Annotated in this window: 15 protein-coding genes; 7 read left to right on the top strand and 8 right to left on the bottom strand. The window is 67.7% G+C overall.

Going from position 1 to position 14,157, the window contains the following annotated elements; genetic code table 11:
- The first annotated feature begins 12 nt into the window (after positions 1-12).
- From IP91_RS04545 to IP91_RS04535, 3 genes are all read left to right on the top strand, one after another.
- A complete protein-coding gene (locus tag IP91_RS04545) occupies positions 13-909 on the top strand; it encodes an SMP-30/gluconolactonase/LRE family protein (protein ID WP_145648024.1) in 897 nt (298 codons plus the stop codon).
- Between the two features lie 37 nt (positions 910-946).
- Entirely contained in the window at positions 947-1,603 is a 657-nt protein-coding gene (locus tag IP91_RS04540) for a flavin reductase family protein (RefSeq protein ID WP_199754479.1), read from the top strand.
- A gap of 228 nt (positions 1,604-1,831) precedes the next feature.
- Positions 1,832-2,212: a response regulator gene (locus IP91_RS04535; protein ID WP_158643082.1), complete on the top strand. Its 381-nt coding sequence runs from the start codon at positions 1,832-1,834 to the stop codon at positions 2,210-2,212.
- Between the two features lie 61 nt (positions 2,213-2,273).
- Here the strand turns inward: IP91_RS04535 and IP91_RS04530 are convergent, their stop codons facing one another.
- Complete coding sequence (locus IP91_RS04530) at positions 2,274-3,143, bottom strand: hypothetical protein (RefSeq protein WP_229473864.1); 870 nt, start codon at positions 3,141-3,143, stop codon at positions 2,274-2,276.
- A gap of 256 nt (positions 3,144-3,399) precedes the next feature.
- Positions 3,400-4,152, bottom strand: a complete 753-nt coding sequence (modA, locus tag IP91_RS04525; protein ID WP_145647550.1) for a molybdate ABC transporter substrate-binding protein — start codon at positions 4,150-4,152, stop codon at positions 3,400-3,402.
- Positions 4,153-4,330: 178 nt separating this feature from the next.
- Here modA and IP91_RS04520 point away from each other — a divergent pair, with 178 nt between their 5' ends.
- Both IP91_RS04520 and IP91_RS04515 read left to right on the top strand, forming a co-directional pair.
- Positions 4,331-5,077 (top strand): phosphatase PAP2 family protein, encoded by a 747-nt coding sequence (locus tag IP91_RS04520; protein WP_145647549.1) that lies wholly within the window; start codon positions 4,331-4,333, stop codon positions 5,075-5,077.
- A gap of 94 nt (positions 5,078-5,171) precedes the next feature.
- Positions 5,172-5,960, top strand: a complete 789-nt coding sequence (locus IP91_RS04515) for an SDR family NAD(P)-dependent oxidoreductase (protein ID WP_145647548.1) — start codon at positions 5,172-5,174, stop codon at positions 5,958-5,960.
- Positions 5,961-5,972: 12 nt separating this feature from the next.
- Here the strand turns inward: IP91_RS04515 and IP91_RS26810 are convergent, their stop codons facing one another.
- Positions 5,973-6,056: a small membrane protein YohP gene (locus tag IP91_RS26810; protein WP_443094138.1), complete on the bottom strand. Its 84-nt coding sequence runs from the start codon at positions 6,054-6,056 to the stop codon at positions 5,973-5,975.
- A 144-nt stretch (positions 6,057-6,200) separates the two neighbouring features.
- Here IP91_RS26810 and IP91_RS04510 point away from each other — a divergent pair, with 144 nt between their 5' ends.
- Positions 6,201-9,116, top strand: a complete 2,916-nt coding sequence (locus IP91_RS04510) for a hybrid sensor histidine kinase/response regulator (protein WP_158643081.1) — start codon at positions 6,201-6,203, stop codon at positions 9,114-9,116.
- An 18-nt stretch (positions 9,117-9,134) separates the two neighbouring features.
- Here the strand turns inward: IP91_RS04510 and IP91_RS04505 are convergent, their stop codons facing one another.
- Positions 9,135-10,055 carry a beta-propeller fold lactonase family protein gene (locus IP91_RS04505; protein ID WP_145648021.1) on the bottom strand — a complete coding sequence of 307 codons (921 nt, stop codon included), beginning with the start codon at positions 10,053-10,055 and terminating at the stop codon, positions 9,135-9,137.
- Between the two features lie 254 nt (positions 10,056-10,309).
- The gene (locus IP91_RS04500; RefSeq protein ID WP_145647546.1) at positions 10,310-10,945 is read right to left on the bottom strand and encodes a hypothetical protein; all 636 of its coding nucleotides are present in this window, start codon (positions 10,943-10,945) and stop codon (positions 10,310-10,312) included.
- Positions 10,946-11,196: 251 nt separating this feature from the next.
- Here IP91_RS04500 and IP91_RS04495 point away from each other — a divergent pair, with 251 nt between their 5' ends.
- Positions 11,197-12,846 carry a methyl-accepting chemotaxis protein gene (locus tag IP91_RS04495; RefSeq protein WP_158643080.1) on the top strand — a complete coding sequence of 550 codons (1,650 nt, stop codon included), beginning with the start codon at positions 11,197-11,199 and terminating at the stop codon, positions 12,844-12,846.
- Between the two features lie 48 nt (positions 12,847-12,894).
- On the opposite strand, the gene IP91_RS04490 is transcribed toward IP91_RS04495, so the two are convergent.
- The 3 genes from IP91_RS04490 to IP91_RS04480 all read right to left on the bottom strand — a co-directional run bounded on the left by IP91_RS04490 (position 12,895) and on the right by IP91_RS04480 (position 14,037).
- A complete protein-coding gene (locus tag IP91_RS04490) occupies positions 12,895-13,185 on the bottom strand; it encodes a hypothetical protein (protein WP_145647544.1) in 291 nt (96 codons plus the stop codon).
- A gap of 7 nt (positions 13,186-13,192) precedes the next feature.
- On the bottom strand, positions 13,193-13,459 hold the full coding sequence (locus tag IP91_RS04485) for a hypothetical protein (protein WP_145647543.1): 267 nt from the start codon (positions 13,457-13,459) through the stop codon (positions 13,193-13,195).
- Positions 13,460-13,674: 215 nt separating this feature from the next.
- Positions 13,675-14,037 (bottom strand): hypothetical protein, encoded by a 363-nt coding sequence (locus IP91_RS04480; protein ID WP_145647542.1) that lies wholly within the window; start codon positions 14,035-14,037, stop codon positions 13,675-13,677.
- Positions 14,038-14,157 lie beyond the last annotated feature (120 nt).

Raw genomic sequence — 14,157 nt, 5'->3', positions numbered from 1 at the left:
CGCATGCGCCACATGAAGTGGAATCTGCTGCTGTCGGCCTGCCTCGGGATGCTGTCCCCGGCGTGGGCCGCCGGTCTATTCGTGGCCACCCCGCTGACGGCATCGCACGCCTTCACTCCCGGCATCGAAGGGCCGGCCGTGGACCGTGCCGGCAATGTGCTGGCGGTGAATTTCGCGCGGCAGGGCACGGTCGGCATCGTCACGCCGCAGGGCGAAGCGCGCGTGCTGTTCGCCTTGCCCGGCAAGGCCGTGCCGAACGGCCTGCGCTTCGACCGCGACGGTGCCCTGTACATCGCCGATTACGTCGGCCACGCGATCTACCGCCTCGCACCCGGCGAGCAGACGCCGCGCCTCTTCGCGCAGGAGCCGGCGATGAGCCAGCCGAACGACCTGGCCATCACGGCCGAGGGCGTGCTGTATGCGAGCGATCCGGACTGGAAGAACGAGACGGGCCGGATCTGGCGCATCGACCGGGGCGGGCGCGTTACGCTGGCAGCCGAGGGCCTGGGCACCGCCAACGGCATCGAAGTCAGTCCGGACGGGCACACGCTGTACGTGAACGAAAGCGTGCAGCGCACTGTGTGGGCGTTCACGATCGCACCTGATGGCACGCTGGGCGGCAAGCGCCTGGTGAAGCGCTTCGATGATTTCGGGCTGGACGGCATGCGCGCCGATATCGACGGCAATCTGTATGTCACCCGTCACGGCAAGGGGACGGTGGTGAAGCTTTCACCGGACGGCGCGGTGCTGGCCGAGATCGCGCTGCCGGGCGCGAAGCCCAGCAACATCTGCTTCGGCGGACCGGATGGCCGCACGGCCTATGTCACGGAAGTGGAGCACGGCCGGCTGCTGCAGTTCCGCGTCGACCGCCCCGGACTGGAGTGGCAGCGCCTGCACGGATCGCACTGAGTGGGCAGCCTGGGCATCGACGGAGTATATTGCGGCGATGACTGCGACAGGGTGCAACGTGAACCACGACGACTATTTCTACGAACCGGCCGGCGGCCATGGCCTGCCGCACGATCCCTTCAATGCGATCGTGGGGCCGCGGCCGATCGGCTGGATCGCCAGCCGCAGCGGGGCAGGGGTGCTGAACCTGGCGCCGTACAGCTTCTTCAACGCCTTCAACTACACGCCGCCCATCATCGGTTTCTCCAGCCAGGGCCGCAAGGACACGCTGCGCAACATCGAGGAGACGGGCGAATTCGTGTGGAACCTGGCCACGCGGCCGCTGGCCGAAGCGATGAATGTCAGTTGCGCGCCGGCGCCACCGGAGGTCGATGAATTCGTGCTGGCCGGGCTCACGCCGTCGCCGTCACGGATCGTGGGCGTGCCACGCGTGGCCGAATCGCCGGTGGCGTTCGAATGCCGCGTCTCGCAGCTGGTTGAACTGAAGACGCATGCCGGCGCGGGCACCGGCAACTGGATGGTGTTCGGCGAAGTGGTGGGCGTGCACATCGCGCAGCACCTGCTGCGGGACGGCATCTACGACACGGCAGGCGCGCAGCCGATCCTGCGCGGCGGCGGTCCGGCGGACTATTTCGAGATCACGCGCGAGCAGCTGTTCCAGATGCGCCGGCCGCCCTATCCGCTGGAGGGATAGCCCGTGAAAGAACGAGCGCATGAAAGAACAAGCTCATGAAAGAACACGCTCATGACCCAAGCGGGATTGGCGGTCATGTGCGGGGGCGCAACACCGCACGGCACGCGCTAGTGCGCTCAAATTGCCTGTGATAAACTCAAAGCCAGTACGCCACACCATTGCGTGCTGCCTGCTGTTCGGCCAAACCCGCGCCGCCTCTATTCTCGAAATGCCAACGGACGCATGGCCATGCCTACTTCCCCACGTATCCTCGTCGTCGACGACAACCGCGACGCCTCCGACAGCCTTGCCGAACTGCTGATGTTCAAGGGCTTCGATACGCACGTTGCCTACGGCGGCGCGCAGGCGCTGAACTTCGCGGCCCGCCATCACCCGGACATCATTTTCCTCGACATCAATATGCCGGAGGTAGATGGCTACCTCGTCGCCGGCGCGCTGCGCGAGCTGCTCGCGTCGTCCGCGTATATCGTGGCGCTGACCGCCTATAACGATGCCGAAACGCTGGCCCGCGTGAAGACCTCCGGCTTCGACGAGCACATTGCCAAGCCGGCGCCGTTTGCCTCGATCCTGCGCGTGATCGCCGAACACAATCCGCGCCAGCGAAGCTGACATGGCAAAACGCCCCGTGCGGCGCGCTGGCCGGACGGGGCGTTGTCGAAAACGGGGCTGCTTAGAAGCGGAACTTCACGTAAGCCGAAGGGCCGGTCAGGCGCACGTTCAGGTCCGCCGTGCGGTCCGCATTGCGTTCCAGCTTGATTTTCTGGATGCCGTAGTCCAGCACCACGCCCACGTTCTTCGCCGGGAACCATTCCACGCCGATCGCGCCGCCATACACATGGCCTTCCAGCTTGCCGCCGTTCTTCTTCACCCCGGAAGCATCGGCATACATGCGCCACTGGTCGTTGAACGCGTGCTTCCAGCCCAGTTCCAGCAGCGGGGCATAGCCGCTGGTGCTGGCCGAGCCCGAGCCGCTCAGTTCGATGCCGTTCGCATACGCCGGCAGTCCCTCCAGCGTGCCGCTGGCCGTGCCGCCCACTTTGGCGTGCAGGTAGGCGCCGCCGACGCCGATGCCGAACACGTCGGCACCCTGGCCGATCCACCACTTGTAGGCCAGCTGGGCCAGGTCCAGCTGCAGCTTGCCGTCCAGGCGCGCCGTGCCGCTGACGGGCAGGCCGTTGACCTCGGTGCTGCCGGAGACCGTCGGGTTGTAGTGCTTGTCGTAGCGGAAGTAGTCGAACGACAGGCCCTGGCTGTCGCCGAACAGGAATTCGGCTTTTACACGGGGCAGGGTGACGTCATCGATCTTCTCGTCCGGCGTGTCGACGCGGCCGTAGCGGGTGTCGCCGCCCACGTGCAGTTCCGGCTCGGCATAGAAGCCGCCGACCGAGATGCTGGCGCGGTCCAGCGCCGGGGAGGGCTCCGCCGCAGCCAGGCCGCAGCTTGCCAGTGCCACCAGCGTGGCGCCCAGATTCAGGGTGGTCTTGACGATGCCGGCCGACGCGCGGGATGGACGGGCGACGGAAGAAGAAGAGTGCAGCATGATGCTCCCAGAGAGTTCGGTTGTAATGGATACACGCTGGCGGAAAGCGGGCCGGAAGACCGGAGCAGCTTTCTTGCCAAACTGAACACATTTTATCGTTTACAAATGAACTTGTTTGAGCGCCAGCGCACATAAGAACGATCGTGCTAGTCACTGCGGAGGACACTCTGTCCCGGTGCCAGGCACCAGGACAGAGTGTCCCGATGGCAGGCACTTGTCCCGGTGCCAGGCACCAGGACAGGTGTGGCCGGTCGGCTCAGGGCTTGCCGAAACCGTATTTCACGAGGATGGCCTGGCCGGTGCCGGAGGCGGCATAGTCGGCGAACTGGCGCGCCAGCTGCGGTTGCGGCGCATTGGCGAGCACCGCGATCGGGTAGCGCACCGGCGTGGTGGTCGGCACGGTCAGCACGGCCTTCACCTTGTCTTTCTGCGCCATCACGTCAGTCGCGTAGACGAAGCCCGCATCGGCTTCGCCGCGCGCCACGTAGTCGAGGCTCTGGCGCACCGAGGTGCCGAACACGAATTTCGGTTCCAGCGCGCTCCACAGGCCGTTCTTCGCCAGCGCTTCCTGCGTGTAGCGGCCGATCGGCACGCTGGCCGGGTTGCCAGTGGTGATGCGTTTCACGGCCGGGCCCTTCAGCTCGTCCAGCGAACGGAGCGCGCTGTCGGTCGGCACGATCAGCACCACGCTGTTGCTGACGAAATCGCGGCGCGTGCCGGCAGCCAGCAGCTTCAGGCCGTCGGCCTTGTCCATTGCCTCCTGGTCGGCGGACGCGAACACGTCCACCGGGGCACCCTTGGCGATCTGCTGCACCAGCGGGTCGGAAGCGGCGAAGTTCAGCAGCACCTTGTTGCCCGGGTGCGCCGCTTCGAACGAGTGGGCGAGTTCCTTGAAGGCGTTGGTGAGACTGGCCGCGGCGGAGACGGTCAGGTCGGCGGCTTGGGCGGCGACGGGCAGCAGCATGGCAAAAGCGGCAATGGATTGGAGGCGGAGGGCGTTCAGGCGCATGGAGAATCCTTCAGAGTGGATGGAAAGCGTTATGTACTGAAGTATATAGCGTTCGGCGTCGCCTCGTCCGGACGCGCGGCTGGCGAGGTCGCTGATTAACGAATCCCTCCCACCGGCTTAACATTCCCTTGCTCTGCCATTCGATACTGTCGGTGCCTGTCTTCCTCGATCCCGATTCATGTCCGCCTCCCAGCTGCCCGTCTTTCCCTTCACCGCCCGCCGGCACATCCTTCTTGCCCTCATCCTCGGTGCCCTCGGCATCCTGTGGCTCGGCACCTTCACCGACCTCGACCTGCGCCTGGCCGACCTGCTGTACGACCCGGCCACGCACCTGTTCCCCTGGCGGCATGCCTGGCTGACGGAGCGCTTCGGCCACGAATTCCTGCGCCGCCTGATGACGGTGCTGGCACTCATCCCGATGGTGCTGGCCGGCGCCGACCTTGTGCTGCGCGGCAGGCTGCTGGGCAGGTGGCGGCCGCAGGTGGGCTTCGTGGCGCTGTGTGCCATCGCCATTCCCGCCGTGACCTCGCTGCTGAAGCACGCCAGCAGCTCGCACTGCCCGTGGGACCTGGCGCGCTACGGGGGCCATGAACCCTACCTGCGCCTGCTCGATCATGTGCCGGCGCTGGTGGAGGCCGGCAAGTGCCTGCCGGCCGGCCATGCATCGAGCGCGCTGTGGCTGGTGGCGATCGGCGTGTTCTGGCTGCCACACCGGCCGGGCACGGCGCTGCGCGTGGCAGGGCTGGCGCTCCTCCCCGGCGTGGCACTGGGCTGGCTGCAGCAGATGCGCGGCGCGCACTTCCTCACCCACACCCTGTGGTCGGTGTGGATCGCCGTGGCCATTGCCTTCGCCCTGCTGGAAGGCCTGCGCCTGTGGCAGGGCAGGGCGGTGCCCGCCGTGCGCAGCGAGCCCGTGACCCCATAGTTCGGCATTCCTGAAAAGTCAATTCGGCATACGGGTCTTCAAGCCCCGCTGGCGCGCCCCTATACTCGGCCGACACACCACCGAGGAGGCTTCCATGCACATCCAGTTCACCAACCGCCGCGTGCTCGTCACGGGCTCCACCGCCGGCATCGGCTTCGCCACCGCCAAAGGCTTCCTGGCCGCCGGCGCGCAGGTGATCATCAACGGGCGCAGCCAGCAGAGCGTCGATGCGGCGATCGCCAAGCTCGGCGATGCCGGTAGGGCAGCAACGGGTTTCGTGGGCGATCTCGGCACGGCGGAAGGCTGCGCCGCACTGGTGGCGGCCCATCCGGATATCGACATCCTCGTCAACAACCTCGGCGTGTTCGGCCCGCAGGATTTCTTCGACATCCCGGACAGCGAATGGGAGCGCTTCTTCCAGGTCAACGTGATGTCGGGCGTGCGCCTGTCGAAAGCCTATGCGCCGGGCATGGTCGAACGGGGCTGGGGCCGCATCGTGTTCATCTCGTCCGAGTCGGCGGTGAACATCCCGTCCGACATGATCCATTACGGCTTTTCGAAAACGGCCCAGCTGGCGGTCTCGCGCGGCCTGGCCAAGCGGCTGGCGGGTACCGGCGTGAATGTGAATGCGGTGCTGCCGGGGCCGACGCTGTCGGAAGGCGTGGCGGACATGCTGAAGGAGGATGTGGCGCGCACCGGCAGCTCGCTGGAACAGGTGGCGGCGGACTTCGTGGTGGCCCAGCGGGGCTCGTCGATCCTGCGCCGGGCGGCCAGCGTCGAGGAAGTGGCCAATATGGTCCTGTATGCCAGCTCGGAACAGGCTGCCGCGACGACCGGCGCGGCATTGCGGGTCGACGGTGGCGTCATCGACACCATCGTCTGACCGGCAGGGAGATCAGAAGATCAGTTTCAGCACGCCCGTGATGGTGAGCAGGCCGACGATGAAGATGATGGCGACGATCCAGAGCAGGATTTTCATGGGGTGGTCCTCGAAATGTTGTTAAGTTGTCCAACAATATCAGAAGTCGCCGGGAGGGCCCGTCCTGTTGAGCTAGGAGCCTGAACGGCGTGCTCCCGCACGGGTTGGCGCACTTGTTTCGATACAAGTATGCAAAAATGCCGGATGGCCCTCCAACCCGACTATGCGGCGCTGTTCACGGCCTCGCCCTATCCGTACCTCCTGGTCGACACCGACTTCCTCATTATCGGTGCCAATCCTGCGTACCTGCGTGCCACGGGCCGTACGGCCGAGGACATCGTCGGCAAGCACATCTTCGTGGCGTTTCCCGTCAATCCGGCCGATCCCGAATCGACCAACCTGGACGAAGTGGGCCGTTCGATCGAGCTGGCCATCGCCACGCGCGAGCCGCACACCAGCGCGCTGCTGCGCTATGCGGTACCGCGCGCGGGGCAGGAGGACGGCGGGTTCGAGGAGCGCTACTGGAGCGCCGTTCATACGCCCGTCTTCGGCGCCGATGGCGAAGTGGCATTCGTGGCGCAGAACGCCATCGACGTGACGGAGCTGTACCGCTTCGACACGGCTACCCGCAAGTACTACCTGAAGCAGAACGCCGATGCGGTGCCCGATATCCGGCAGATGAACCGCTCGCAGATGCACGAGGCGATGACGCGCATCCTGAGCGTCGAACGCAGTGTGCTGCAGAAGTTGTTCGACCATGCGCCCGGCTTCATCGCCGTGCTGACGGGGCCCGCCCACACCTTCGAGATGGTGAACGACGCGTATTTCGACCTCGTCGGCCATCGCGACCTGCTGGGCCGCACGGTGCCCGAGGCGCTGCCGGAACTGGCCGGCCAGGGCTTCATGGAACTGCTCGACCAGGCCTTCCTGACCGGCGAATCGGTGGTGCTGCGGGAGCGCAAGCTGATGCTGCACCGGCAGCCCGGCGGCCCGCTGGAAGACCTGTACATCGACCTGGTGTTCCAGCCCGTGACGGACCAGAACGGCCGCGTCACCGGCATCTTCGCGCAGGGCAATGACGTGACGCGTGCACACGCCGCCCATCGCGCCCTGTCCGAGAAAATCCAGCAGCTCGAAGCCGTCAGGTCGAGCCAGGCATTCCAGCTGGCGCTGGCCGACCGCATGCGCGAGCTGGACGATCCGGACGACGCCACCGCGGCGGCCTGCGAGCTGCTGGGCCGCAAGCTGCAGGTCTCGCGCGTGCTGTACGCGGATGTGGACGACGATGCCGGCACCATCTTCATCCGCCGCGACTGGACCGGCGACGACTTCGCCAGCCTGGCCGGCCAGACCAAGACGATGGACGCCTTCGGCCCCGCCATGATCGCCTTCCTGCGCGCCGGCCAGGCCGTGGTCAACCACGATGTGGCGCTGGACAGCCGTACCGAGCACCATACGGCGGCGTACGACGAGATCGGCGTGCAGGCCGACCTGCTGGTGCCGCTCGTGAAAGGCGGCCGGCTGCGCGTGGTGCTCACGATCCAGAGCGCCGCGCCGCGCGGCTGGCAGGAACACGAGATCCGCCTGGCGCAGGACGTGGCCGAGCGCACCTGGTCCGCCGTGGAAGCGGCGCAGGCACAGGCCGCGCTGCGGATCGAGCGCGACCAGAGCCAGTACATCTTCGACAGCATGGCCGAAGGCTTCGCCGAAGTCGACCGCCACTGGACGATGCTGCGCATGAATGCGGAGGGCCTGCGCCTGAACCAGCGCACCGCCGCGCAGGTGGTCGGCCGCAACCACTGGGACGTGTTCCCCGAACTGAAGGGCACCGCAACGGAAGCGGCCTACCAGCGCGTGATGACGACCGGCCGGGCCGAGGTGGTCGAACTGGATCACCTGCTGCCGGACGGCACGCGGGCCTGGGCGGAAATCCGCTGCTATCCGTCGCTGGGCGGCGGGCTGGCGTTCTTCTTCCGCGATATCAGCGAGCGCAAGTTCGCCCAGGAGCAGCTGACGACCGCCGACCGCCGCAAGGACGAATTCCTGGCCATGCTGGCCCACGAGCTGCGCAATCCGCTGGCACCGATCGGCGCGGCAGCCCAGCTGCTGCAGGTGGCAAGGCTGGACGAGGCAGCGGTGCGCCGCACCAGCCAGGTGATCGGCCGCCAGGTCGAGCACATGACGCACCTGATCAACGACCTGCTCGACGTGTCGCGCGTCACGCGTGGCCTGGTGAACCTGGACAGCGCACCGCAGGACATCGGCCAGGTGATCGCCGAAGCGGTCGAGCAGGTGGCGCCGCTGGTGGAGGTGCGCCACCAGCACCTGGCACTGCGCCTGCCGCCGGTCCCGGTCCTCGTCAGCGGCGACCGCAACCGGCTGGTGCAGGTGCTGACGAACATCCTGAACAACGCCGTGAAGTACAGCCATGAAAGCGGGCATATCACCCTGACCGCGCGCGTGGTGGCCGACTACGTGGAGGTGGAGATCCGCGACGATGGCATCGGCATGTCGGCCGAGCTGGTGCAGCATGCGTTCGAACTGTTTGCCCAGGCCGAGCGCACGCCGGACCGCTCGGCCGGCGGGCTGGGGCTCGGGCTGGCGCTGGTGAAAAGCCTCGTGGAACTGCATGGCGGCACGGTGCGCTGCCGCAGCGCGGGACCGGGCCAGGGCAGCTGTTTTACCGTGCGCCTGCCGCACCTGCAGGCCGAGGCAGCGGCTGCCGTGGAAGCGGCTGCCGTGCCGGACGACGGGGAGGGCAGGCCGCTACGCATTCTGGTCGTCGATGACAACGTCGATGCCGCCGAAATGCTGGCGATGCTGCTGGAAGCCACCGGCCACCGGGTCGCGGTGGAGCACGATGCGCTGGCCGGGCTGGCGCGGGCCGAGACGCTGCGGCCCGATGTTTGCCTGCTCGATATCGGCCTGCCCGGCATGGATGGCATCGAACTGGCGCAGCGGCTGCGCGCGCTGCCCGCCACGGCCGCGGCGCAACTGGTGGCCGTCACGGGCTACGGCCAGGAGAGCGACCGCCAGCGCACGCAGGCCGCCGGCTTCGATTATCACCTGGTCAAGCCGCTCGATACCGGCAAGCTGTTCGCCATCCTCGCCGAGCGCTGAAAGCCGCCGCACTTCCCGTCAGCGCACCACCACACCCCACGGCAGCTTGCCGACCGTGATGTCGCGCAGCTTGCGGTTGCTGGCCGTGTCGATGACGGACACGGTGCCCGAGCGGCCGTTGGCCACGTACAGCTTGGCACCATCCGGTGTCAGCGCCATGTTCCAGGGGCGCTCGCCCACCCCCACCGTGGCCAGCACGCGGTTCGACTTCGTATCGATGACGGAGACACTGGCCGCGCCGCCATTGGACACGTAGACGCGGCTGCCGTCCGGATGCACGGCCACGCCGTTGGCGCGCAGGCCGGCGGGAATGCGCGCCACCACCGCATGCCGGACCGTGTCGATGACGAACACCTCGTTGGCATTCTCGGCCGCGACATAGGCGCGGCTGCCGTCCGGCAGGAAGCCGATGCCGCGCGGCCGGGCGCCCACCGTCACCTGCGCCACCTGCTTGCGCGCCGCCATGTCGATGATGTCGACTGCATCGCCATTTTCCGCGCTGACGAACAGCTGCCTGCCGTCCGGGCTGAACACGGCGTGCTCGGGATTCTGGCCGCGCACGGGAATCGCGAACGCGCGCAGGTTGGTGCGCGTGTCCGTGACGACGATCTCGTTCTTTTCCTCCACCGCGGCCACCACCCAGCGCCCGTCCGGCGACAGCGCCACGCCCTCCGGCGATTCGCCCAGCGCCACCGTGCCGGCCGGCGCGCGCCGCTCCAGGCTGACGATCTGCAGCCGGTTGTTCGGCTGGTCGCTCACATACAGCCAGCGCGCGTCGCCGCTGACGGCCAGGCCGCGCGGCTTGCTGCCGCCGACCATCTCGGCCACCACCTGGTCGGTCGCCGTGTCGATCACGGAGATGGTGCCGGAACCTTCGTTGGGAACATAGGCAAATGGCGCGGCGTGCAGCGCCGGCGCGGCGCCCACCAGGGCAAGCATGGCCACGAAGAAGCGGGAACGAAGGGACGGACGAAGCGAGGAACAAAGCGAAGCACAAAGCGAAGAACGAGGCGAAGAACGAGGCGAAGCGCGAAGGGACAGCAGCATGGGAAGCTCCTTTCGGGACGGTCGGAGGGCGCGGCGGCGGTACCGGGTTGCCGTTATCGATTGTGTGCGCGTAGCCTCAGGATAGTACGTTGGCGTGCAAATGTAATCCGCCGCGTCGCCTGGGCCCCGCCGCGTATGGCCGCGCATCAGTCGTCGCGGAAGCCCGGGCGGAAGGGCCGGGCGGGCGCCTTGCATTCCTTGACCGGCTCGGGCTTGGTGGCGTCCGGGCGGCGCACGTAGCAGTCGTCGAACACCGAGCAGTAGCAGGTCGTGATGCTGATCTTGTTCATCAGGCCGTGCAGCTTGCCGAAGACCGGGTTCGGCGTCACCGGTTCGTCCCAGGAGAACATCGACACCATGTCGCCGGGCCGCACCAGCGTGCCGACCACCGCGCCGCGGTGGCTCATGCCGCGGATGTCGTCGCGCTTCGCTGCGCAGCAGGCGTCCAGCAGTGCCGTGATGTCGGCCATCGGCTTGCCGTCGAAGGTCAGTTCCACCCAGTCGATGCGTGCCGGACCCGTGCCGTTGTTCTGGTACAGGTACTCGATGCGCCCGCGCTTCCGGTCGCTGTCCGGGAAGGTGGCCGGCGACGACATGGCGCGGTACTGCTCCAGGTAGGGATAGCTGTTGGCCGCCACCAGCTTCTCCATCGAATGCGCCGAATGCAGGCCCAGCCAGAGCGACACCAGCGAGACGATCGTGGCCGCCACGGCCAGCGTGACGTCGAGCCAGCGCAGGCCGGTGCCGTGGGGATGGTGGGCGTGGTGGCTCTCGTGTTCCAAAGCGGTCTCCGGGAAAATTGGTGTTGAGATTGTAGCAATCAATTGCTCCCTGCAACCAATTCGCCATGCCGCCGGACGACAAACTGTTGGGTGAAACCATCACTCTGCGCGGCAGGCCGCGCAGGGGATGTCATCGGCGCGTCACACCGTCCCGCTACGATACCGGTAGTTTCCTAATGGCAATCTCGATATCCTCGAAGGCAAGCCGGCGGGATGTATTTTGCGTGCCCATTCTCAGGAATCTTCTACCCATGTTCAATGTCATCCGGCAGCGCACCGGCGCGCGCGTGGTCGCCGCCTTTGCCCTGCTGCTCCTCATGCTGGCCGGCGTCACGGCCGCCTCGCTGCTGTCCCTGCAGAAGGTGGCGGACAATGCCACCGCCCTCGTCGACGACAAGCTGGCGCGCCAGCGCGTCACCACGGAACTGCTCGGCAACGAGCGCCTGAATGCGTTGCGCGCCCTGTCGATCGCGCACAGCGACAGCCTGGAAGTGATGGATTATTTCCAGCAGGGGCTGAACGAGGGCGGCAAGGTGACGCTGGCCCTGCAGCGCCAGCTCGCCGCCATGCCCGCGCAGCCGGCCGAACGCGCGCTGCTGGACCGGGCAGCGGCGCGGCAGGCGGCGTACCACGCGGCGCGCGCCGAGGTCATGAAGCAGAAGGACATGGGCCGCACGCAGCAGGTCGATGAACTGGTGGCCGGGCGCCTGACGCCGGCCTTCGATGCCTATGCCGCCGCGCTGAATGCACTGCTCGAACACCAGCGCGCCGCCGCGCGCCTGCTGTCGGATGATTCGCATGCCACCTACGACCAGGGCCGCCTGACGCTGGCCGTGCTCGGCGCCGTCGCACTGCTGCTCGGCGCCGGGCTGGCCTGGGCGCTGACACGCAGCATCGTGCAGCCCTTGCAGCAGGCGCTGCACCTGGCGGAACGGGCCGCCGCCGGCGACCTGGGCGCCACGCTGCAGCACGGCCGCCGCGACGAGATCGGCCAGCTGCTCGATGCCCTGAGCCACATGACGGCGCGGCTGGCCCGTACCGTCAGCGGCGTGCGCGATGCGGCGCTGGCCATCGATGCCGCCTCCGTCGAAGTCGCGCATGGCAACCTCGATCTGTCCAGCCGCACCGAGCACCAGGCGGCCACGCTGCAGGAAACGGCAGCGGCCCTCACGAAGCTGACGGAAGCGGTGCGCGACAACACCGGCCAGGCCGTGCAGGCGGGGCGCCTGGCCCAGGGCGCGGCGGAGACGGCGGCCGCGGGCGGCGCCAGCGTCACGGCGGTGGTCGACACGATGCACGACCTCAGCGCCTCCGCCTCGAAGATCGTCGACATCATCGCCGTCATCGACGGCATCGCCTTCCAGACCAACATCCTGGCGCTCAACGCGGCGGTGGAAGCGGCCCGCGCCGGCGAGCAGGGCCGCGGCTTCGCCGTGGTGGCCAGCGAGGTGCGGGCACTGGCGCAGCGCTCGGCCGGTGCGGCCCGCGAGATCAAGGTGCTGATCACCGCCTCCGTCGATGCCATCCGGCGCGGCGCGGCGCAGGCCGAGGAGGCGGGCGCCACGATGACGGGCATGCTCGATGGCGCGCGCGCCGTCAGCACGCTGATGCAGGACCTGGGCGCGGCTTCGCGCAGCCAGGACGATGGCATCGCCCAGATCAATGCAGCAGTCACGGACCTCGACACCGACACGCAGCGCAATGCCGCGCTCGTGGAGGAGGCCGCGGCCGCCGCCGAGGCGCTGCGCCAGCAGGCCGCTTCGCTGCGGGAACTGATGGGGCAGTTCCGGCTGGCGGGGCAGGAGGGCGGGCCGCAGGAGGCGCCAGGGCGGGAACAGGGACAGGAACCACATCGCCCGCGTACCGCGCGTGCCACGCTGGTCGGGGCGCCGGCGCACTGACCGGGGCACCCTGTCGCGGGCGCCGCGCCCGCCCGACAACGCCGACGCTCACAGCTTCGACAGGATCTTGCAGGCAAACGAGACGAGCAGCAGCACGAAGCCGCCGCCCATGCAGCCCATGTCGAAGCGGGTGAAGTGGGCGGCCTTGCCGATGGCCGTTTCGGCCAGCTCGCATTCGATGTCGGAAACCGATCCCGGCGAGCGCTGCGCGGCCAGCAGGATGCCGCGCGCCCGGTAGTAGATCCAGCTGCTGCGCAGCGGCGGCAGGGCGGCGATCAGCGAACCGAAGAAGCCGGCATAATCCGATGCCGATTCCAGCCCGGTCGCATCGAGCCACATCGCCGGCCTACACGGCGGACTCGCTGAACATCACGCGCAGGCGCTTGCCCGGCAGGCGGCTGGCCGGCACGAAATCGACGCAGCCGTCGCCCCGCGTGGACAGCAGGGCCTGCCCCATGGCGGCCACCTGCGCGGCCGGAGCGGCGCCCGGTCGGGAGCGCCACACCAGCCGTGCCGTGCGCGCCGCGGCATCGATCGACAGCACGTAGGCATGCACGCCGAGTTCCTGTGCCAGCCCGGCGAGCGCGACGAACAGGGGTTCTTCCATGCGCATGTAGAAGAGCTGCGCGGGGGGCGGCCAGCAGGTCCCCGGCGGCACCCGTGTCGTGGGCGCCGGCCTGGTTCAGCCATTCCCAGCGGGGCGACGGCGGCGTGTTCAGTTCCAGCAAGGCCTCGACGAGTTCGGGATAGCCGTATCCCAGGGCAAAGCGGGGATCGTCCGAAAGATCGGTCGTTTCCGCCATCAGGTCAGTCTGCATGGCAAGCTCCTCAGGCACGGTCGGCAGCCACCCGGAAGGGATCGGGATGCAGGATCCACTGATCGCCCAGGCCCGTCGAATCGATGACGAGCAGATCCAGGCAATGCCGCGCGCCGCTCCGTTCGTCATTGACGATGCACACGACATCGCCATAAGGCGAAGGCACGTGCACATAATGGATTGTAGTACTCGTTCCCCCGCTCGTCGTCACATTCCGCGTGATCAGTCCATGCGGATAGCCGCGCTGGCGGGCCCGGTGGATCAGCCGCACCGCCTTGCCAAGCAGCACGATGATCTTGAAGCCGCCCACGCTCCAGTGGTCGGTCAGCGTCTTCAGCTCCGCGCGGAACTTCGGATGTTCCTGAATGCACATAAGGTCTCCCGCCGGGCCATGCATTCCCGGTCAATATCGCACTTTCGCACGGGTGGCAGCGCACCCGTGAATCGCAGGGACGCGCCTGCCGCAGCCATCCTGCGGCCTGCATATCCGGAT

Source organism: Pseudoduganella lurida (assembly GCF_007830455.1).
Classification (GTDB): Bacteria; Pseudomonadota; Gammaproteobacteria; order Burkholderiales; family Burkholderiaceae_D; genus Rugamonas; species Rugamonas lurida.
This window is presented reverse-complemented; position numbering and strand designations above follow the sequence as displayed.